This is a genomic window from Polyangiaceae bacterium, assembly GCA_016715885.1.
Taxonomy (GTDB): Bacteria; Myxococcota_A; Polyangia; order Polyangiales; family Polyangiaceae; genus Polyangium.
In genome coordinates this window covers 926516-946139 of sequence record JADJXL010000020.1, presented here as the reverse complement: position 1 = coordinate 946139, position 19624 = coordinate 926516, and the positions used below count along the sequence as shown (strand labels likewise).

The 19624-nt window shown below is 62.0% G+C and carries 18 protein-coding genes and 2 tRNA genes; 8 read left to right on the top strand and 12 right to left on the bottom strand.

Annotated elements, in window-relative coordinates:
- Positions 1 to 5: 5 nt before the first annotated feature.
- Positions 6 to 956, top strand: a complete 951-nt coding sequence (locus tag IPM54_29255) for a hypothetical protein (GenBank protein ID MBK9263878.1) — start codon at positions 6 to 8, stop codon at positions 954 to 956.
- Between the two features lie 5 nt (positions 957 to 961).
- On the opposite strand, the gene IPM54_29250 is transcribed toward IPM54_29255, so the two are convergent.
- From IPM54_29250 to hemW, 7 genes are all read right to left on the bottom strand, one after another.
- Complete coding sequence (locus IPM54_29250) at positions 962 to 2125, bottom strand: tetratricopeptide repeat protein (protein ID MBK9263877.1); 1164 nt, start codon at positions 2123 to 2125, stop codon at positions 962 to 964.
- Positions 2126 to 2127: 2 nt separating this feature from the next.
- Positions 2128 to 3216, bottom strand: a complete 1089-nt coding sequence (gene hisC / locus IPM54_29245) for a histidinol-phosphate transaminase (GenBank protein ID MBK9263876.1) — start codon at positions 3214 to 3216, stop codon at positions 2128 to 2130.
- Between the two features lie 92 nt (positions 3217 to 3308).
- Entirely contained in the window at positions 3309 to 4217 is a 909-nt protein-coding gene (locus IPM54_29240; protein MBK9263875.1) for a hypothetical protein, read from the bottom strand.
- Positions 4214 to 5248 (bottom strand): diphosphomevalonate decarboxylase, encoded by a 1035-nt coding sequence (gene mvaD, locus IPM54_29235; protein MBK9263874.1) that lies wholly within the window; start codon positions 5246 to 5248, stop codon positions 4214 to 4216. The genes IPM54_29240 and mvaD overlap by 4 nt, the downstream gene beginning before the upstream one ends.
- A complete protein-coding gene (gene mvk, locus IPM54_29230; protein MBK9263873.1) occupies positions 5227 to 6231 on the bottom strand; it encodes a mevalonate kinase in 1005 nt (334 codons plus the stop codon). Before mvk ends, mvaD begins: the two co-directional genes overlap by 22 nt.
- Positions 6232 to 6236: 5 nt before the next feature.
- A complete protein-coding gene (locus IPM54_29225) occupies positions 6237 to 7316 on the bottom strand; it encodes a polyprenyl synthetase family protein (GenBank protein MBK9263872.1) in 1080 nt (359 codons plus the stop codon).
- Positions 7317 to 7379: 63 nt separating this feature from the next.
- Positions 7380 to 8606, bottom strand: coding sequence for a radical SAM family heme chaperone HemW (gene hemW, locus IPM54_29220; GenBank protein MBK9263871.1), 1227 nt, complete (start codon positions 8604 to 8606; stop codon positions 7380 to 7382).
- A 145-nt stretch (positions 8607 to 8751) separates the two neighbouring features.
- On the opposite strand from hemW, the gene IPM54_29215 reads away from it, so the two are divergent.
- Positions 8752 to 10917: a bifunctional (p)ppGpp synthetase/guanosine-3',5'-bis(diphosphate) 3'-pyrophosphohydrolase gene (locus IPM54_29215; protein MBK9263870.1), complete on the top strand. Its 2166-nt coding sequence runs from the start codon at positions 8752 to 8754 to the stop codon at positions 10915 to 10917.
- Here IPM54_29215 and IPM54_29210 read toward each other — a convergent pair.
- Positions 10895 to 11452: a YkgJ family cysteine cluster protein gene (locus IPM54_29210; GenBank protein ID MBK9263869.1), complete on the bottom strand. Its 558-nt coding sequence runs from the start codon at positions 11450 to 11452 to the stop codon at positions 10895 to 10897. The genes IPM54_29215 and IPM54_29210 overlap by 23 nt on opposite strands.
- A 98-nt stretch (positions 11453 to 11550) precedes the next feature.
- Here IPM54_29210 and amrB point away from each other — a divergent pair, with 98 nt between their 5' ends.
- Positions 11551 to 12780: an AmmeMemoRadiSam system protein B gene (amrB, locus tag IPM54_29205; protein ID MBK9263868.1), complete on the top strand. Its 1230-nt coding sequence runs from the start codon at positions 11551 to 11553 to the stop codon at positions 12778 to 12780.
- Positions 12781 to 12811: 31 nt separating this feature from the next.
- On the opposite strand, the gene IPM54_29200 is transcribed toward amrB, so the two are convergent.
- Entirely contained in the window at positions 12812 to 14083 is a 1272-nt protein-coding gene (locus IPM54_29200; GenBank protein MBK9263867.1) for an FHA domain-containing protein, read from the bottom strand.
- Between the two features lie 283 nt (positions 14084 to 14366).
- Here IPM54_29200 and IPM54_29195 point away from each other — a divergent pair.
- The 3 genes from IPM54_29195 (at position 14367) to IPM54_29185 (ending at position 15866) form a co-directional block, all read left to right on the top strand.
- Positions 14367 to 14438, top strand: a tRNA-Gly gene (locus IPM54_29195).
- Between the two features lie 32 nt (positions 14439 to 14470).
- Positions 14471 to 14545, top strand: a tRNA-Gly gene (locus tag IPM54_29190).
- Positions 14546 to 14702: 157 nt separating this feature from the next.
- On the top strand, positions 14703 to 15866 hold the full coding sequence (locus IPM54_29185; GenBank protein ID MBK9263866.1) for an AAA family ATPase: 1164 nt from the start codon (positions 14703 to 14705) through the stop codon (positions 15864 to 15866).
- 18 nt (positions 15867 to 15884) lie between these two features.
- On the opposite strand, the gene IPM54_29180 is transcribed toward IPM54_29185, so the two are convergent.
- On the bottom strand, positions 15885 to 16847 hold the full coding sequence (locus IPM54_29180) for an rRNA pseudouridine synthase (protein ID MBK9263865.1): 963 nt from the start codon (positions 16845 to 16847) through the stop codon (positions 15885 to 15887).
- Positions 16848 to 16902: 55 nt separating this feature from the next.
- On the opposite strand from IPM54_29180, the gene IPM54_29175 reads away from it, so the two are divergent.
- Entirely contained in the window at positions 16903 to 17256 is a 354-nt protein-coding gene (locus IPM54_29175) for a cupin domain-containing protein (GenBank protein MBK9263864.1), read from the top strand.
- A 169-nt stretch (positions 17257 to 17425) separates the two neighbouring features.
- On the opposite strand, the gene IPM54_29170 is transcribed toward IPM54_29175, so the two are convergent.
- The gene (locus tag IPM54_29170) at positions 17426 to 18343 is read right to left on the bottom strand and encodes a hypothetical protein (GenBank protein MBK9263863.1); all 918 of its coding nucleotides are present in this window, start codon (positions 18341 to 18343) and stop codon (positions 17426 to 17428) included.
- Positions 18340 to 19155, bottom strand: coding sequence for a hypothetical protein (locus tag IPM54_29165; GenBank protein MBK9263862.1), 816 nt, complete (start codon positions 19153 to 19155; stop codon positions 18340 to 18342). The genes IPM54_29170 and IPM54_29165 overlap by 4 nt, the downstream gene beginning before the upstream one ends.
- A gap of 261 nt (positions 19156 to 19416) precedes the next feature.
- Between IPM54_29165 and IPM54_29160 the strand changes: the two genes are divergently transcribed.
- Positions 19417 to 19611: a ribbon-helix-helix domain-containing protein gene (locus IPM54_29160; protein MBK9263861.1), complete on the top strand. Its 195-nt coding sequence runs from the start codon at positions 19417 to 19419 to the stop codon at positions 19609 to 19611.
- Positions 19612 to 19624: the final 13 nt, after the last annotated feature.

Here is a 19624-nt window from a genome sequence, read left to right as displayed (position 1 = left end):
CCACCATGCGTCACTGCCTGCCCCTCCTCGGTGCCGCGGCACTCGTAGCTACGAGCGCCTGCAAGAAAGAAGCACCGTCGTCATCCGCAAAACCCGCGACATCTACGGAGGCTGCCGCGCCCAGCGCGTCGACTGCGGCCTCCAGTGCCCCCACCACACCGTTTGCCGTGGGCATTCCGGTGTCGCCGGCAAGCGTTGCCAAGGTTGTCAATCCAAACGGAGAAGAACCGTACAAGGGACCGACGGCCACGCTGCGCGGCACGGTGCGCATCAAGGGCGATCCGCCGCCGAACACGAGCTTCACGTTTCCCTCGGGTAAGTGCGGAGAAGCTGCAGCCACCTACGGCAAACTCTTCCGCGTTGGGCTCGAAGGCGCCGCTGCCGATGTGCTCGTCACCGTCACGGGTTACAAAGGGTTTGTCCCGGCACGTGACGAAGCCGAGAAGGTCACCATTCACGGCTGCGCGTTCGCGCGTCGCACGGTCTCGATGACCTTCGGACAACGAATCGAAGTCGCGAACCTCGATCAGATTGAGAGCTACATGCCGTATCTCGATGGAGCGCCGCGCCGCGCGGTCATGATCGCCGTTCCACGCGGCGCTCCCGTGAAGCTCTATCCGCTCGAAAATCGTGCCCACTACATGATTCGAGACGAACTGCCGAACCCGTTTCTCACGGCGGACGTCTTCGTACTCAACTACGCCACGCACGATGTCACGGGGCTCGACGGCCAGTACGAGATTCAGGGCATTCCCGTTGGAAAAGTCGCCGTGAATGCGTTCTTGCCCGCGATCGACAAGGTCGCCGAGCAATCGTTGGAGCTCAAAGAAGGTACCAACACGCTCGATCTCGAGCTCACGTACGGAACCAAAAGCGACGACGCGAAGGACGCAGGTGCCGACGCTGCACCTCACCCCCTAGCCCCCTCTCCACAAGTGGAGAGGGGGAAGAAATGACGCTTCTAACGGAGAGACGCTCGTCTCCCCCTCTCCACGAGCGAAGCGAAGTTGGAGAGGGGGCCGGGGGGTGAGGCGCCAAGTCTTCCCGCAAGATGCAACCTGAGCGATTCGAACACCGGATCGTTCGTTCCATCGGATTCGACGGATCCCATGAACGCACGTGCCGCATCGCGTTCGGCGTGTCGCACGAGCAGCTCGGCGAACACCAGCCGCGCCAGTGGCGATAGCGGCGTGATGCGCACGCCTGCTGGCAAGTCGAGCGCCACGCCAACGGCCTGCGCGTCCGCCATCGCATCGCTTGTCGACGCAAGCGCCACGCGTGCCGATCCGCTCGCAGGATCCGCACCTAAAACATGTTCGGCTTGTTCACGCGCTAGCTTCTGCGCACCCATCGCTGCCGCCCGAACGGCAAGCTCCGCCGGCGGCAGCCGAGCCTGTCGAGCGGCCTTGCGAGCGTCGTCGATGTTCCCTTGGCGGATTGCGTCGTCGACCCGAGCGAGCGGTGCGAGCGTTGGCACGGCGCGACCGATCTCCGCGGACATGTGTGGCGCAAGCCGTACGAGAATCCGCGCAGATCGCTCCATCGCAGGCGCGTCGCGTCTTCGCGCTGCGAGCTCATAACGCGCACGCCACGCGCTCACGGACGCCGGGTGGCGAACGAGGTGCCCGTCGAGCAAACGCGTTGCGTCTTCCGCCTTGCCGCGTCGCTCCAACATGTCTGCGTACAGCAGGACCCCGTCGTCGTTGTCCGGATCGAGGGCAACTGCGCGCGCTGCATGGGCGAGCGCTGCATCCAGGTTCGACGATGCAAGGGCACATCGAGCTCGCGCACGGTACAGCGGCTCGAACGTGGGATCGAGCTGCTCGGCTTGGTCGAATGCATCGGCCGCTTCTGGTGTCGATGACGATGACGCCGAGCAGATCGCGCTTCCGAGACGCGTCCAAATTTCAGGGCTCTTCGGGTCGTAACGTGATGCCTCGGTAAACCACCCAATCGCATCGTTGAGCTTCCCGTCCGCTTGCGCCTCCAACCCGCGCCCATATGCGGCGTACGCCTCGTACCGAATGAAGCGCCCTTCGATGGGCACTCCGTCGATGACGCGGATCACCTGCGGATCCGAGCATCCCGCGGCGAGGAACATCAGCAGTGCAACGACGCGTGTCATGCTCATACGAACCTTGCAACCGAGTCGAGGAACCGATCGTTTTCTGCTGTGGTGCCAACGGTCACGCGAATGCGTCGTGCGAGCCGCCCGCCGGATTTCGCAAAACTCCGCACCAAAATGCCGCTCGCCGCGAGCCCGTCGAACACTTCGGTCGCTGGACGTTTCGTTTCTACCCAAAGGAAATTCGTCTGGCTCGGTGCCACGCCAAACCCAATCTGCTCGAGCTCGCGCGTCATGCGTTCACGTTCGGTAACCACGTGCGTCACGAGCGTGTCCACTTCGCCCTTCAGCTCTCGCAGCACCAACGTCGCCGCGCGTTGTGAGGGGAGGGGAATGTTGTAGGGCTGGCGGATCTTGTGCAGCTCGTGCACGAGATCTGCCGAACCGATCATCCATCCGACTCGAAGCGCCGCAAAGCCGATCTTGGAGATGGTGCCGAGTGTCACGACGTTGGGATATTCGCGACGCAGGTGTGAAACGTTGGTGGTCGAAAAATCTACGTAAGCTTCATCCAAAACGATGAGCGCATCGGGTGCGGATTCGATGACGCTGCGCAGGCGATCTTCGGACATGCAGCCGCCAGTTGGATTGTTCGGCGTGGCAATGAACACGATGTTTGGCTGTCCAAACTCGATGGCTCGCTTCATGCCGCTGACATCGAGATCCCACGTCGCATCGAGTGGTACTTCGATGACCTCGATTCCGCGCACGCGCGCGCTCAGGCGATACATCACGAACGTGGGGGTTGTCGTGACAATCCTCGGGCGTGGAGCTTTCGGGCGAGGTTTGTCGAGCGCCGCGAGAAGGATGGCAATGACTTCGTCCGAGCCGCATCCAGCGATGACTTCGTCCGCGGAAACGCCGGCACGAGCTGCGACAGCTTCGCGAAGCTCGCGGGCTGTGGCGTCCGGGTAGCGATTCAGCATGGGCGCTGCGAGCGCTTCGGCGACGCGCGCATGCGCCTCGGTGGAGAGCAGATCGGGCGATTCGTTGGCATCGAGTCGCACGTCGAACGAGCCCGCGTGAGGGACGTACGCTTCGACGCCTGCGAGCTCGGGACGAACGAGATGAGAAAACCAGGATGATGTCATGTCGGTTCGAGCTCCGAGCACGACACGAGCTTAGCTGTGGTGATGCGTGCGCGCAGCGAGGGTTGTCGGGCAAAGCGGTCGTGTGGGACGCATCAGCCCACGTATACGCCTCGAGCACCCACGATGACGCCGAGTGGTTCGAGTCGGTGAAACGCGGCGCGTGCAAGGAACGCTTCGGATGGGCGTGCTTTTCCGATCCAGAGCGCAATGTCGCCTCCGCCCGCTCCACTAGGGCCGAACACGGCGCCTTCCGCAGCGGCCAGCGTGTGCAGCTCCGCCACGGCGCGAATGACGATTTGGGCGCTCGCAGCGCGGCCCAAATTCGCCAGGGCATCGACCTGAACGGCCACGGCTTTCATGAAAGCATCGGCATCGCGCGCCGCAGCAGCATCGCGCGCTCCGGCGATCGCGACGTCCATGTGCGTGTTGTATGCCGCTGGTTCGGCTTGTTTGAACGCTTGGATCTTTTCGAGGAGCTGCGCCGTCGAAGCGGCGACGGGACATGCGAACACTTCGAAGACGAGCCCCTCCGGAAGTGCGGCTTGCGTGACGTCGAGCGTGTCGTCGTCACGTTTGAGGCATTGAACGATGCCGCCATATACGCTTGCCGCGACATCGATTCCGCTTCCCAAAGGCTGCGCTTGGCGATGTGCGGCAAGCGCCACGGGCATGACCGCTTGTCGCAACTCGGTTTCGCCAGCGATGCGATTCGAGAACACCGCCGCGATGGACGCGACGAGAATGGCTGCGCTGGAGCCAAGGCCGATTTTACGTGTCGTGCCATCGGGCAATCGCATGCGCAGGCCGGATGCATCGAACCAAGGCACGAGGTCGATCGCCCCGGATCGGTAGGCTGCAAGCACTTCTTCACTCACGATGGCGCTTCTGCGGCTCGCATCGGCGACGACGTACCGGTCGACTGCTCCCACGAGCGCGGGAGCGCCTTCGAGCACGGAGTACGCACCCGAGATGACGATTTTGCCTGGGGCCCACGCGATCACGACTTACTCCCTTTGGTCATTCTTGTGGGTACATCAGCAAGGCGCGCACCGGGGCCCGGTGACGCGACGATCGTTCGTTTCACGCCAGGCACTTCGCCGAGCGCGCTGATGACCCGAGGTTCATCTGCATTCGTGGTGAGGACTTTGACGTGCGGTCCTGCGTCGATCGTTGCATAGGCAAGAACGCCGCGTTCTCGCAACCGCCGAACCTCGCGTAGCGCCTCGACGGTGGCGCCTGTCCAATAAATAAGGCCCGGGCGCGCCGCAATGCTCGTTGCATGCATCGCGAGCGCACTCTCTTCCGCCGCAACTCCCAGCGCCTCGAGATCCCGCCGAAGAATTGCTTCGCGTACCCGATTGCACAGGGCCGGCGCCGACTCGACCCATGCCGGATAATACGGACTCGTCCGAACCGTGTGCTTCATCCCTTCCGTCGAACCGACGTCCTTCGGACCTTCCTGTGTGACCGCGACGATCACGCGAAGATCGAGCTGATCCGGGGGTGCGACCGGGACGGCTGACAAATCATCGTCACCAGGTTTGCCCGCGGGAAGTTCGACAAACCCACCAAACGCCGAACGTGCAGCGGATACCGAAGTGCGTCGTGCCAGGTCACTCACGTACGTCGGTGCAGCGTCGAGCCCCGCGGCGCTCGCCGCTGCAAGGGCCAGCGCGGCAAATCCCGATGCGCTCGATGCAAGCCCTGCCGCCGTTGGAAAGTCGTTCTCACTTGCGACGGAGGCGCGTTCGGTTCGTCCAGACGCACGACGCACGCGATCGAGCAGCCCCACGACACGTTCCAAAGGTCTGCCAAATGCGGGCACTCCACCGAGCAGCAACGAGTCAGCCTCGAGCGATGCAACGAAGGTGACCGTCGTCGTCGTCGACATGCCCGAAAGTGTCACCGAAAGACTTGGCACCGCCGGCTGATTTACGCCGTCGTCGCGTTTACCCCAGTACTTGGCGAGCGCGATGTTGGGGTGGGCAATGGCTGTCGCTGCGTAGAGCGTCAAGGCGCTTCTCCTTCGAATGACGAACCGGGTTTGTCCGCGGAGATTCGCGTGACGAACCCTTCGTAACGCGCATTGGCTTGTCGCCACGCATCCACGATGCGTTCGGCGTGCGCAAACTCCCGCTCGCGATCCTCCTGCCCGTCATCCGTAAATACCGGCGGCACGAGCGCAATGACCGACCCTCCACCACCACCACCCGTGAGCTTCGCTCCAAGCGCGCCATGTACACGCGCAAGTGCGCAAAGCTCCTCGAGCTCGCTCGTGGAAACCATGAGGCCCGACAAGACGAGCTGATTCATGTTCATGAGCTGTCCGATGGCTGCATGATCGCCCGCCCGAATGGCACTCGCCGCAGCGTCCACGATCGATTGGATCGCGCCGATCGAGTTTTTGACGAGCTGTGAATCCTTGGCCATGCGCGCCGCGATGAGCTCAACCGTCTCGCGCGTCGACGACGGCGTTCCCGAATAGCCTACGCAAAGAACGATGTCGTTCGCAGGGTGAAGCGGCGTCGCACCATCCGCGCGCGAGTATCGAAAAATGCCCCCACGCACAGCCGCCGTCGCGTCGATGCCCGATGGGTTGCCATGAAAAACCCGCTCCCACGCGGCAGCTCGCTCGAGTGTGACGACATCCGCATCGCCACCATCCGCTTCTGCAAATGCCTGCACGGCGCGCGCGATGGCGACGGCCAACGCTGCAGAGCTGCCAAGGCCTCCGCCTGCTGGCAGGTCGCTCCGCGCCTCGATGTGCAGCGGCGGAAGTGCAGGGGACACGTGCAAGAGCGCGTGCAGCGCTCGCCCGAGATCGTCCTTCCCATTCGCATCCGCGATGACGTCCTGACCCGCGATGCGCAGCGTGCTCGTTGCTGTCGTGGATCGTTCAGCCGTCGCATGCGCGCCGCGCTCGATACCCGCTGCGATGGCTGACGAACCATACACGACCGCATGCTCACCAAAGAGGATCACCTTGCCGCATGCATCGCCTGTCGATCGTTCGATACGCGTCACGATCGTACCTTCGGTTCGCTTGGACGAACCCTGATGGCATCGACGATACCAGCGAGCACCGGCCGTACGGCAACGGGAAGCAATGACTCGTCGAGCATCGCCAGCGCTCGATCACAAAGGGTTCCCTGACGCTCTTCGACGGCGCGACGAGCTCCCGACGAAATCATCGCTGAAGTCGCTGCACCGACCGCAGCTTCACTTGCGTCACCGCGATCGAACGCGCTCGCGATGGCCCTACGTTCGTCCTCGCTCGCCAAACGTTCGGCTTCCACGACCAGCGCCGTGCGTTTTCCAACGATGATGTCGTTACCCACGGGCTTGCCGGTCTCCGCAGGGTCACCGAACGTCCCGAGCAAGTCGTCACGAAGTTGGAATGCAACACCAAGCGGCGCGGAAAATCGCGTGAGGAACTCTCGAAGCTCGTGTGATCCACCGGCCATCGTCGCCCCGAGCACGAGCGGTCCACGAATCGTGTAGCTGCCCGTTTTCAGGTCGTGCATCGCTTCGACGTCTTCGGATGCACCGAGAATGTCGAGCTGCTGTCCGAGCACGACATCTTCGTGAACGCGCAAGAACGTCGACAAGACCTCGATGCGCGCCTCGGCCGATAACCGTTCGATTCCCAAGAGTGTTTCGACGGACAAACCCCACGTGAGATCGCTCGCGAGGATGGCGGATGATGCACCGCGCTGTGTGCCGTCGAGCGCTCGAGTCAACGCAGCATGAACGCTTGGTCCACCGCGGCGCGTCATGTCCCCGTCCATCCAGTCGTCCTGAATGAGCAAGTACGTCTGCAATAGCTCGAACGCGACGCCACCTTCGATGGGCGCTTCCAGATCGGCGTCTCCACCCGCAGCGAGCCATCCTGCTGCGATCAGGCCTGCTCGAAGCCGCTTGCCACCACGCAGCGCAAGGTCGCGCGACGCTTCGACCATCGCCGCGACATGCGGCCCGTGCGTACGTGCACGCGCAACGACGACGTCGTACCGCTCGGCAATGCGCCGGTCGATCTCCGGACGCAAACGGCCGAGCAGTTCGAGAAAGGCGTTGTGTGCCGTCGACTCAGATCCGCTCATACGGGCGCGCGAGCGTAGGAGGCACAGCGTGGTCGGTCAATGAAACGGCGGCATCTTTGGCTGTCAAAACAACTCCGCAGCGATCCCATCCGCGAGCACCCACGCTTGCTTCGGAATACGAAGGCGGTTTTCGTGCACCTCGAGCTTGCCTCGAGCCGAAAGCTGGTCTGCTGCTTTGCGTCGTGCGTCGGTCCAAACCGGTTGCCCGAGATCCGACGCGGCCTCCTCGAGATCGAATCCGCTTCGAAGGCGCAGACCCAGCATGATCCGTTCACGAAGACGCGTTTCGGGCGCAAGAGCCTCTTCGCTTTCGACATCCACCGCGCGATCGAGTGCTGCACGCATGTACCGGGAAGGATCGATCAGGTTCCGATAACGAAGCGCCCACGAAGCTCGTTGCCCCGAAGCTTTTCCGCTGATCGTCCCAAAAGCCGCGCAACCGAGGCCCAGGTAGTCGTGCCCTCGCCAATATCCGAGGTTGTGCCGAGCTTCGTGACCAGGTCGCGCGTAGTTCGAGATCTCGTAGTGTTCGAGCCCCGCTGCTCCGAGCGCTTCTTCGATCGCGAAGAACGCATCCGCAACGACATCGTCGCTTGCTACGGGCAATTTGCCGCGTCGCGATAATTCACCAAAACGAGTTCCCGGCTCGATCGTCAAACTGTACGCCGACACATGCGTTACCCCCGTCTCAGCCACTCGCCGTGCTTCCGCCGCCGCATCGTTCGGCGATTGTTCGCGCACGGGCCCTCCCGCGAGATATCGTGCGCTCGAACCTGCTTCTGGCAGGGCGATCCCATAGATCAGGTCGGCACTCACGCGCGGCACACCCGCACGCACGGCTGCAGCGACCGCTGCCAAGCCTCCTTGTGCATCGTGAAGCCGACCAAGGAACTCGAGCCTTTCGCGATCCGTACCTTGCACGCCAACACTCAACCGATTGACGCCCACATCCACGAGCGCCCGTGCTTTGTCTTCATCGAGGGACGTCGGGTTGCATTCGACCGTCACCTCCAGGTCGTTCGTCACGTTCGTTGCTGCACGTACGATTGCATCGAGCACGCGACCGATGGCCGAAGGTGCCCAAAGGGAAGGTGTGCCCCCGCCGAAAAACACCGTCGTGAGCGTTCGGTCCGCGAACGATTCAGCGCGTCGTTCGAGCTCGGTGATGACAGCGTCGGCGTATCGCTCGTGCTCGATCATGCGAGGTTCTTCGGCGAAAGAGACGAAGTCGCAGTAGGGGCACTTTTTGAGACACCACGGGAAGTGAACGTAGACTCCGATGGGCATCATGGTTGCGCCAATGTATAATGCATCACAGGGGCAGAAGCGCGAAGTGCGGGAACAGGCGGGCGCCATGGTCACAGAATTGCCGCGCCAGGTGCGGGATGTTAGCGTCAAGCAACAGGGCGATGCTGGTGCATCGGCCGAAAATCGTATGCTGACGTCGCAAGAGCTAATCCGTCGGGTCCAGGAATACCATCCAGGGGCCGACGTCGAGCTCATCGCCCGTGCTTACGAGTTTGCCTCGGAAGCGCATAAGGGACAAACGCGAAAAAGCGGCGATCCGTACTTTTCGCACCCGATATCCGTTGCCGCAGTCATCATCGATCTTCGGCTCGATGCGGCCAGTGTCATTGCGGGCCTCTTGCACGACGTCGTCGAAGACACTCTCGCGACGCTTTCGGACATCGAGCGGATTTTCGGCGCGGAAGTCGCGTTTCTCGTCGATGGCGTCACGAAGCTGTCGAAGATCAACTTCGTATCGAAGGAAGACCGCCAAGCGGAAAATTTCCGCAAAATGCTGATTGCGATGGCACGCGACATTCGCGTGCTGCTCGTGAAGCTTTGCGATCGCTTGGACAACATGCGGACGCTCGAGCACATGAAGCCCGAGGCGCAGGATCGCATTGCGCGCGAGACGATGGAGATCTACGCGCCTCTCGCCAATCGACTCGGCATCGCGCGATTCAAGAGCGAGCTCGAAGACTTGGCCTTCAAGTACTTGGAGCCCCAAGCGTACGGGGACCTGACGCAAAAGGTGCTCGGATCGAAAAAAGAGCGCGACAAGTACATCACCGATGTATCGAAGGTCCTTTCGGCCAAGCTTGCCGAGCAAGGATTTCCGTCGGAAGTCACGGGCCGCGCGAAGCACCTGTATTCGATCTGGCGCAAAATGCAGGCGCAGCAGTGCGACTACGATCAGGTCTACGACGTCATCGCATTCCGCGTGCTGGTCGAATCGGTGGCCGACTGTTACGCGACGCTTGGCGTCATCCACTCACAGTGGACGCCTGTTCCGGGTCGCTTCAAGGACTACGTCGCGCTGCCCAAGCCCAACATGTACCAATCGCTGCACACGACGGTGATTGGTCCCGGGCGCGAACGCATCGAGGTGCAGATACGCACGCACGAGATGCATCGCGTGGCCGAGCAAGGCATCGCGGCGCATTGGCGCTACAAAGAGCGCAACTCGGGGGGGATCGATCCGAAGGACGCTGCGCGTTTCGGGTGGCTCCGCCAGCTCATGGAATTCCAAAAGGACATGAAGGATCCGGCGGAATTCCTCGAGAGCGTGAAGGTCGATCTGTTCCAAGACGAAGTTTACGTCTTCACGCCGAAGGGCGATGTGCGCGTGTTCCCTCGCGGCTCGACGCCCATCGACTTTGCGTACGCGATCCACAGCCAAGTCGGTGATCACTGTTCGGGCGCGCGATCGAACGGCGCGATCGTTCCTTTGCGTTACAAGCTCCGCAATGGCGACGTCGTCGAGGTGATGACGAACCCGAACCAGCATCCGAACAAGGACTGGCTCGACTTCGTCACGACGAGCCGCGCCAAGAGCCGCATCCGCAGCTACCTGCGCGCCGATCAACGCGAAAAGTCCCTCAAGCTCGGTCGCGAGCTGCTCGAAAAAGAGATGCACCAAGGCGGCATCAGCCTGGCTCGTTTGACCAAAAACGAAGCCGAGCTGCGCAAGTTGACCGAACACTTCAACGTGCAGTCGTTCGACGAGCTGCTCATCGGTATCGGCTACGGCAAGCATGCAGCGCGTGACGTGATCGCGTTCCTCGCTCCTCCTCAGGCAGGCGCGACCGAGACGGTTCCTCCGGCGTCGCTCAAGGAAAGCCGCATCGAGTCGCTGGTCCGCAAAGTCACTGGTCGCGACAGTCACGGCATCAAGCTGAACGGGATTGACGACGTTCTCGTTCGATACACGAAGTGCTGCAATCCGCTGCCTGGCGACGAGATCGTCGGCTTCATCTCGCGCGGACGCGGAATCACGGTGCACAGGCGAAACTGCCCGAAAGCGCTCGACACCGATCCCGAGCGGCGCGTCGAAATTTCATGGGATGCACGCGCCAAGATCAACCGGCCCGTACAGCTTCGCGTCATGACGGCCAATCGTCCCGGCATCCTCGCGACGGTAGGACAAACCTTTCACGAGCAAGGCATCAACATCAGCGAAGCGACGTGTCGCGCCGGCGACGATGGTCGAGCGACGAATACGTTCAGCTTCCTGTGCTCGGATCTCGCTCAGTTGAAGGGCGTCATTCGGCAGCTTCAACGCATTCCGGGCGTCATCGCGGTCGAACGGACGTGAGCGCGCGACGCAGCGGCTTGCCTTGATCACCGCCCGTCGTGTGGCGTGCGGCGATGTCTTTGATCCTTCGTACGAATTCGTTGATGTCGCGTTGCCCGAGCCCACTCGATCGCGTCGCTCGCTCGCAGTAGTACGTGCGGCAGCCAAACGGTCGTGCGTCGTAAACGGAGCATCGGCCGTTTGCATCGAGCAGCGGGCACGGCTCTTCGTCGACCATGTCGAGCCGACGTTTGTCATTGCGAACGGGCGTTTCTTGCTGAAGCGGCTTCGGCGCGCGACCAAGCGCACGGGCGCCGCCGCGGCGTGCGATGCCGCGTTCGACGAGCGCAACTTCAATCGAGGTTACGTACGGCTCGCGTCCCGTAATTCCAAACCGGCAGCACTCGGTGGTCGCGGGGCACGAGTCTTCGTGGAGCACCGCGTCGACGTCGCGATAGACCGCTTCGAGCTCACCGAAGAGTTTCTTCTCTACATCGCGGTCACTTTGTCGAGGGTGTGCTCGGGACGAACGATCGGTCGAGTTGGAGCGGGCCATCTGCGCGGCAGAGAATATGTCGAAACGATTGCGACTGCGCCAAGCGCGAACTGAAGTCGAGCGGCATGCGGCACGCTATTGTTCGTGGGGGGTGCGTCATGGAGACGAACAGTCACCCGCGGCTTCGTTCGATCGAGACCATTTTCGTTCTTCATGATGCGTTCGGTCGAGCGCTGATGTTGAGGGACGGGGAGGGGATTGCTCCGACGGCGCTCGCCATTCGAGGTGATCTCGCGCCTGTTGTGATGAGCATGGATGGCACGAGATCGATCGACGCGTTGGCTCGGCAGGCCAGTTCGATTGCAGGTCAAACGATTGACGCAGCGGTCGTGAGGCAGCTCGTCGCCGAGCTAGACGCTGCGTACTTTTTGGATTCGCCGCGTTATTTGGAAAGGCGGCGTGAGGTCGTTGCTGCGTTCAAGTCTCGGAGTGAACGACCGGCGCAGCACGCGGGCAGTGCGTATCACGCTGATCCGAAAGCGCTGCGGCGGTTCATCGAGAACGACTGTTTGGCAAAGGCAGCGCGAGTTGCACGTCGCCCGCGCATGGTGGGGCTCTGCGCTCCGCACATGGATCTTTGGCGAGCATCGGTGGGTTACGGTCATGCGTACGCGGCGCTCTCCGAATCGTTGCCAGACGAAGTGGACACGATCTTCGTACTCGGCACGTCCCACATGCCGATGCGACAACCTTTCGCCGTCTGCGACAAACCATTCGCCACGCCGCTTGGCGCGATGTCTCCTGATCGCGAGGCGATTGCATGGCTTGCGTCGCGAGCTCGCTTCGACGTCAAAGAAGACGAGTACCTGCACAAAGGTGAACACTCGCTCGAGTTTCAAATCGTGTTCTTGCGCCACTTGCTCGGTGCAAGGCCGGTGCGGATCGTGCCCATTTTATGCGGCTTGGGACGTGTGATCTCAGCCGCGCAGGAGCCTTCGAGAGATGCGGCAACCGAGTCGTTCCTCGTTGCACTGCGTGAGCTCGTCGAGCGTCGCAGGGAGCGCAGTTTCGTCGTGATGGGTGCGGATCTCGCGCATGTGGGACCTCGCTTCGGCGACGCGAGACCGCTACATGCACCCGAGCGTGATGCGCTTGCGAAGCGTGACCACGAGTCCATCACGCGGATGGTCGAGCGTGATGCGCGTGGGTTTTACTTTCACGTCCGCGAGGACCTGCATGCGCGGCGCGTGTGCGGACTTGGTCCGATTTACACGGCGCTGCGCGTTTTACCCGAAGGAACGATGGGCGAAGTGTTGCACTACGATCAGTGCGTCGATCCTCAGGAAGGATCGATCGTGAGTCACGCGTCGGTAGGGTTTTACCGTTGAAACGGTAAGCGAGGTAGGCAGGACAAGCGAGTCAACTGCGCGAGAACTTGCGCCTGGCAATGTCGAGGCCGAGGCGTTCGGCTTCGCGATAGATGGCTTGTCGCGACATGCCGAGCGATCGTGCGGCGGATGCGACCGACCCGTTGGCACGCGCGAGTGCGTCTTCGAGGCGTGCGCGAGCGAGCGCCGGATCGGCGGCTGGCGGAAGCGAAGGCTTGGTGCGATTGGCACGAGCAAGCGTCGACACGACGGCCGACGGCTCGATGGGCGACGTTGCTTCGGTCGCATCGGCAGCGGCCACGAGCGTCGCTTCGAGTTGAGGGATTCCGCCGGGCCAGCCTGCGCGCACGAGCGCATCGAGCAATTCCGGCGTGATGCGCTCGAGCGCGATGCCGCGACGATCGGCGATGTCTCGCACGATGGCCGGAATGTCCTCGCGTCGGTGCTCGAGCGGCGTGATCGTGACGCGTTTGCCCGAGAACAGCGAGGCAAACCATGGTGCGAGTTTGCCGTCGCCGACGGCGCGATCGAGCGGTTGGCTTACGGTGGCGATCACGGCGACGCCGTTGGTTCGTCCGACCGCGTGCGCGATCTCGAGTTGTTGTGGACGTGGAAGGCGATCCGCGTGGAGCACGACCCATGTCATGGGACGAACCCCTGCGGGCACGACGGGTTTGGCTTCGCCCGATCCATCGACCGTGACGATGTCACCGACGCCTTCACGCACGGCTGCTGCAAGCTTGGCCATCGTGCGTTTGCCCGTGCCGGGAGCGCCTTCGATGCAGACGCAGGAACCGTTCTTGACGAGCTCGAGGATGGGATCGATCCAATCCTTGCGTTGACGTGGGCCGTGTACGAGCGTGCCCGTGCGCATGCTCGGACCCGCGTACGTGCTGAGATCGCGCTCGACGAAAATACCAAGGGTTTCGCCGAGGCGGACGACATCGCCGTGGCTGAGGCCGATGCGCCTGGCGCGAACGCCGTTGACGTACGTGCCTTGCGGCGCACCAAGGTCTTCGACGTAGCAACCGTCGGCACGCACGTTCACGCGCACGTGCTCGCCAGCGATTCCTTTGCCGTCGATTGGTGCATCTTTCGACGTCGTTCCGACGACGGCGCCATCGGTCAGCATGACGGGCCGAAGCTCGCCGTCGAAACCGGCAAGAACGAGTCCCCACCCGCTGCCGTCTCGTCGCCCCTTGGCGAAAATTCCGGATCGTACTTCCTTCTGGGTTTGAGTGAAGTGCGACGCCTCTACGTTGGTGTCGGTGTTGTGGACACGCAAAGCCTGCTGTTCGTTCATGTTCCCCCCATCAATCGGCAGCGGGCGTCGTGCCCGCGTCGCCGTGCTGCATTCCCCATGAGGCCCCGGAGTTGCGCTCCGGTCAGGCCGTCCGATGCAGCGGCCCGAACAAGATACTCCTGGAATTCAAAGAAGCAAACGCCTTGGGCGCAGCCCTTGACAGTTTCGACAACCGCTAGTAGGAATGGCCCGCCTCGGTTGAAGCAGTGCTTCAGTCCGTGGCAAGGCGCTCGTAAGGATTGTCCTGATGTACCCGTCAGGACGCGCCCTAAGACAGCCTTTTGCGGGAGTAACTCAGTGGTAGAGTGCAACCTTGCCAAGGTTGACGTCGCGGGTTCAAATCCCGTCTCCCGCTCTCGAAAATTCGCAGTATAATGCAGCCATACTGCGGGAGTAACTCAGTGGTAGAGTGCAACCTTGCCAAGGTTGACGTCGCGGGTTCAAATCCCGTCTCCCGCTCCAAGTCGCAAAATTACCCGGTGCGTTCTCACGCCCGGGTAGTTTTCATTTGACGACCAACGTTTTCCGACGCCCCACTTTCCCATCCGCGTCGGCATTCAATTCGCCCCGCACAATCGCATCCGGCTGCTGCGCGCGTTGTGGTACGCATCCGAGTGCGATGTCCGCGCCTCTGCACGAGCGACTCAGGCAACTCGCCAACACACTCGAACGACAATTTCTCGGCAAAGACGAAATCATTCGTCTGCTGATGATCTCGGTCGTCGCCGGTGAACACTGCGCTTTGCTCGGCCCACCGGGCACTGCAAAAAGCGCCCTCATCCGGTCGCTCGCCGAGCTCATGCAAGCGCAGTACTTCGAGTACTTGCTCACGCGTTTTACGGAACCGAACGAGATCTTCGGACCGGTCGACATCGTTGCCTTCCGCGAAGGCACCTACCGTCGCAACACGCAAGGCATGCTGCCCGAAGCCGAGATCGTTTTTCTCGACGAAGTCTTCAAGGCGAACAGCGCCATCCTCAATACGCTGCTCACGCTGCTCAACGAACGCAAGTTCACGAGCGGCGGCAAGGTCATGCGCTGTCCGCTCATCAGCGTGTTCGCCGCGTCGAACGAAGTGCCCGGAGACGAAACGCTCAACGCCATCTTCGACCGCTTTCTCCTCCGCGTGCACTCGGACAACCTCGACGCGTATCACTTCAACGAATTGCTCCAGCGCGGCATCCAGCACGAGATCCGTCAGATGTCCGGCGAAGGGCTTCGACCGGTCGTTGCAGCACGAGAACTTGCGGACTTGGGCAAGAGCTTCGGCGGAAGGATGAACTTCTCCGACAGCTTCTTGTCTGCCTACAAGGGCATCGTTTTTCAGATCAGGGCCGAGGGCATTTCCCTCTCCGATCGCCGCGTCGTGAAGATGCTCAAGCTGTTCGCAGCCAGTGCTTATCTCGACGGACGCTCGACGACCGACCCGAGCGATTTCTTTGTGCTCAAACACATTTGGAACAACCAAGATCAAGCCGCGATTTTGGAAGGTGTGGTGCAGCCCGTGCTCGAAGCGTTTTTCCGGGAACACCCGGATCGACGTCGCGTCGGAGCGCTCGGTGTCGGCGTCGATGCGCTCGCGGCCGAGATCGATCGCATTCGCCAACTGCTCACAGGTGGTGCTGCGCTCGGCGACGTGCAGCTCTTCAGCCAGTTGAAGGCGCTCGGCGAAATCAAGACGGCGCTCGCGTCCGTGACCGATCCGCGCGCACGAGAACTCGAGAAGCGCGTCGCGCAGCTTCTCGAAGCTTCGTTTCGTACGGGGCGTTTTTCGCAGCTTTAGCGACGGTTTGTCCAAGCCCTACGGGCGGTCTCGGCGCGGCCTTGTGGAGGCTTGTCGATTGGTCGGGCCTCGTTTCGGTCGTTCGTCATCGGTGCGTGGACGCGGAGCGGCGCCCTTGCTTGCTGGATGGCGCGGAGCCTTGCTTGTTTGTCGAGGCGAACGCTCTTCGTCGCTGCGGCCACGCGGCGCGCGCGCAGTAGGGCGAGGTCGACTCTGCAGGCGCGAGAGATCCTGCTGTGCGGCTGCTGCTTTCACTCGCCTCGGTACACCGAACTGCTTTCGAATCTCCATCAGCTCGTCGACCGTGAGCAGCCGCCACTTTCCGGGCAACAGTCCTTCGGACGTGACGCCCGCGAAGCTTGTGCGAGCCAAACGCATGACTGGAAAACGCGTCGCATCACCCATACGACGAATTTGCTGGTTTCGCCCTTCGCGGAGCGTGACTTCGAGCCACGTCTTGTCGCCCTCGTGCCGGAGGACGTGCACATCGGCCGGCAGCGTCTTGCCGTCCTCGAGCTCGACACCTTTGCGCCACACGAGCACGTCTTGTTCATCCATGATGCCGTGAACTTTGACGATGTACGTCTTGGGCACGCCGCCGCGCGGATGCAGCAGTCCGTTGGAAAAGTCGCCGTCGTTGGTCATGAGCAGAACGCCGCTCGTGGCGAAGTCGAGGCGCCCGATGGGATACACGCGGGCCCCGACACCTCGCACGTATTCGCCCACGGTCGGGCGACCCTCGGGATCGCGAAGCGTCGAGACGACGTTCTTCGGCTTGTGAAGGACGAGGTACACGAAAGGCTCGGCGACGAGCCGCGTTCCGTCAACTTCGATACGGTCCTTGCGCGGGTCGGCCTTGGCGCCGAGCTCCGTGATGATGCGTCCGTTCACGCGGACTCGGCCGGCGGTGATCAAGTCTTCCGCGGCGCGTCGTGATGTCAGCCCCGATCGGGCGATGATTTTTTGCAGCCGCTCTTCCATGAGGGGCCCTTCTCCTTGCGCTGCCTAATCCGCCCGCTCGTGGTAAGCACGCAACATGCGTCGGGTCGACAAGCCGTGGGGACACGAGCTCATCTGGGCCGAAACTCCCCGCTACGTGGGCAAACTGCTGCACATTCTGGCAGGACATCGATTGTCTCGTCAGTACCACCGCGTCAAGGAAGAGACACTCCTGATTCAGTCTGGAGAGATGGATCTCGAGGTGGGACCGAGCGAAGCGATCGAGAAGCGCCGCATGGTCAAGGGCGACGTGTTTCACGTTCGGCCAGGAACCATTCACCGCATGATCGCCGTGACGGACGTCGACGTGATCGAAGTGTCGACGCCCGAGCTCGATGACGTCGTGCGTCTCGAAGACGTGTACGGTCGCGAAGGAACCAGCGCGGCTTGATTGAAAGCGGGCCAGGGTTTGTACGCTCGCTACGCGCGCGTGGGACGCGCGCTTCGCGAGGCGGGTTCACGATGGGGGGCTCGCAGGCGGCCCTTTAAGTGTTTTGGCCAAAGGCCAAAACACGGGCCGACTGGTCCGCCCCCCATACCCCCCGATTGGGCCCTCTGCGTTAGGGCTTGCCCTCAGCGGGTTTTGAGTCTTCCGGTTTGGCGTCGCCTGCCGGTTTGGCATCGCCAACCGGTTTGGTCTCGCCTTTCGCGGCGCTCTCTTCAGATTTCTTGGGCGCGTCTTTCGATGCCTTGTCCGCCGCACCCTTGCCGCGCCCTTTCACGCCGCCCTTCTTGGGTTTGTCGGCGTCCTCTTCCTCTTTCTTCTTGTCCGCTTCTTTTTTAGCAGCCGCCGCCTTTTCGGCCTCTTCCCGCTTGCGCTCTTCTTCGTCGAGCTTGCGGCGCGCTTCGCTGTCGTGATCCCAGCGATCGACACGTTCATCGCCGTCGACATCCACGCCCATACGTTCGAGCCGACCCTCGCGATAAATCTCCCACACGTCCGGCCGTCCATCGCGATTGCTGTCGCGCCTGATACGCACCAACCGGCCGTCGGAATAGGTCTTCTGTTCGTCGGGACGACCATCGTAATCGGTGTCGACGATGACTTCGGCGAGCATTCCGCGAGCAAACGTGATCCACGTGTCGATGCGACCATCGAAGTTCGAGTCGCTCTCCTCGTGCACGCTTTCGCCCTTGTCGTTGTAGCGACGAACCACGTCCTTGATGCCGTCGAAGTTCGTGTCCATCTCGCGGCAATTCAGCACGCGCTTGGCGCTCTCGCCCGTGCCCAGCTTCTGGTAGACGCGACGCACGTTCCGGTTTGCCGATCCGGGCCCGCTGACTTCCTTCACCTCGCGATCGGGGCGTCCCTTCCAATCGCACATCGAACGGTCATCGACGACGTTCGTCGGACCTCGCAAAGGCTTCTTCGACAGCGCACTGTGCGACCCATCCGCTTCGCCGCCAGGCTTGGTGCTGCTGCATGCGCAGAGCACGAACGACGCAGGTAGGAGCCAGGCGAGCGTACGCACGTTCATGGCGGACTCGCTTGACTGGAGCTTGGCGCAGGCACGGGCGGCTTCGCAGCAGACGCCGATGATGCAGGTGTCGCAGCGGGTTTCGGTGCACTGCTCGAACCAGCAGGTTTGGCGCTCGTGACCGTTGGCTGGATAAACGCCTTCTGCCGCGCTTCGGCACACACATCGAGGATGCCGGAACGATCCGGTTCGCCGTCGTAGTTGCGGTCGAATGAAACCGCAGCGCACCGAGCATCGGTCGGGTCGTTGAACGTCCACCACTGATCGACGACGCCATCGCCGTCCGAGTCGCGTTCGCGTTTCACAAGTCTTCCCGACTCGTAATAATCCCAAGTGTCGAGCTGGTTGTCGAAGTTCGTTTCGCGCTCTTTGAGGAACACAGCGCCGCCGCGAAGACTCGCGATTTCATCGACCCGCCCGTCACGATCGAAGTCGAATTCACGACGTCGTTCGCGTCCGCTTTCGTCGTAGTACACGTACGCGTCGATCGCCCCATCCATGTTCAAGTCGAGGATGCGGCACACCTCGCGGCCGCCACTCATCACCTTGACGATGTTGGGTCGCCCGTCGCCATTGACGTCGATTCGCTCATTGCCAGCCGCGGCACCATCACACGGCTCGTGCTTCATTTCCGTGTCGCGCTCGAAGCCAGTGGGCCGCGCAGCGTCGTTTCCATCGGCGGCCGAGCACGCGGCGAGGGCGACGAGTGTGATGGCGAAACTCGTCGAAAATGCTTTGGCGCGAATGTCCTTGCTTGCCGGTGGCGTCGAAGGCTCGAGAGCATCAGGGGCCGGACGAAGGCCGGGAGGCAACGGAGATTCCAAGCGTTTGGCGCAGTCTAGGCGCCGCGCTTTCACGAGGCAAGGCAACGTCGAACCTGCGGAGGTAGAGCCGTTTTCGTGCGCAGAACCGTGAGCACCTCCGCAATTTTCCCGAGCTCGCACGTTTCGTTCGACGCTTCCGGATTGACAACACACGTACAGGCATCTAGGGTAACGCCTTGTCAGTCGTTCTCGGAGCTCCGAGGGTGCACCGTCCGCATGTGGTGGACGGAGTAACGTGCAGGGCGTGACATGTCGCGAAAGAAAGTCTCGACGACCATCTACATCACGCCCGAGCAGGCTGAGCGCCTGAAGCTCTTGCACGATCGGACCAAGGTCCCCATCGCGGTCTACATCCGCGAAGGCATCGACATGGTTCTGAAGCACTACGAGCACGTCTTGCCGGGACAAATGAGTCTCGAGGCGACGGTGCAGCAAAAGAAGTAATGCGCCGAGGATG

Bases quoted from the DNA above. Each gene is read 5' to 3' on its own strand.
- IPM54_29255 (MBK9263878.1), top strand. From the start codon at position 6: ATGCGTCACTGCCTGCCCCTCCTCGGTGCCGCGGCACTCGTAGCTACG.
- IPM54_29250 (MBK9263877.1), bottom strand. From the start codon at position 2,125: ATGACACGCGTCGTTGCACTGCTGATGTTCCTCGCCGCGGGATGCTCG.
- hisC (MBK9263876.1), bottom strand. From the start codon at position 3,216: ATGACATCATCCTGGTTTTCTCATCTCGTTCGTCCCGAGCTCGCAGGC.
- IPM54_29225 (MBK9263872.1), bottom strand. From the start codon at position 7,316: ATGAGCGGATCTGAGTCGACGGCACACAACGCCTTTCTCGAACTGCTC.
- hemW (MBK9263871.1), bottom strand. From the start codon at position 8,606: ATGATGCCCATCGGAGTCTACGTTCACTTCCCGTGGTGTCTCAAAAAG.
- IPM54_29215 (MBK9263870.1), top strand. From the start codon at position 8,752: ATGCTGACGTCGCAAGAGCTAATCCGTCGGGTCCAGGAATACCATCCA.
- IPM54_29210 (MBK9263869.1), bottom strand. From the start codon at position 11,452: ATGGCCCGCTCCAACTCGACCGATCGTTCGTCCCGAGCACACCCTCGA.
- amrB (MBK9263868.1), top strand. From the start codon at position 11,551: ATGGAGACGAACAGTCACCCGCGGCTTCGTTCGATCGAGACCATTTTC.
- IPM54_29200 (MBK9263867.1), bottom strand. From the start codon at position 14,083: ATGAACGAACAGCAGGCTTTGCGTGTCCACAACACCGACACCAACGTA.
- IPM54_29185 (MBK9263866.1), top strand. From the start codon at position 14,703: ATGTCCGCGCCTCTGCACGAGCGACTCAGGCAACTCGCCAACACACTC.
- IPM54_29180 (MBK9263865.1), bottom strand. From the start codon at position 16,847: ATGGAAGAGCGGCTGCAAAAAATCATCGCCCGATCGGGGCTGACATCA.
- IPM54_29175 (MBK9263864.1), top strand. From the start codon at position 16,903: ATGCGTCGGGTCGACAAGCCGTGGGGACACGAGCTCATCTGGGCCGAA.
- IPM54_29170 (MBK9263863.1), bottom strand. From the start codon at position 18,343: ATGAACGTGCGTACGCTCGCCTGGCTCCTACCTGCGTCGTTCGTGCTC.
- IPM54_29160 (MBK9263861.1), top strand. From the start codon at position 19,417: ATGTCGCGAAAGAAAGTCTCGACGACCATCTACATCACGCCCGAGCAG.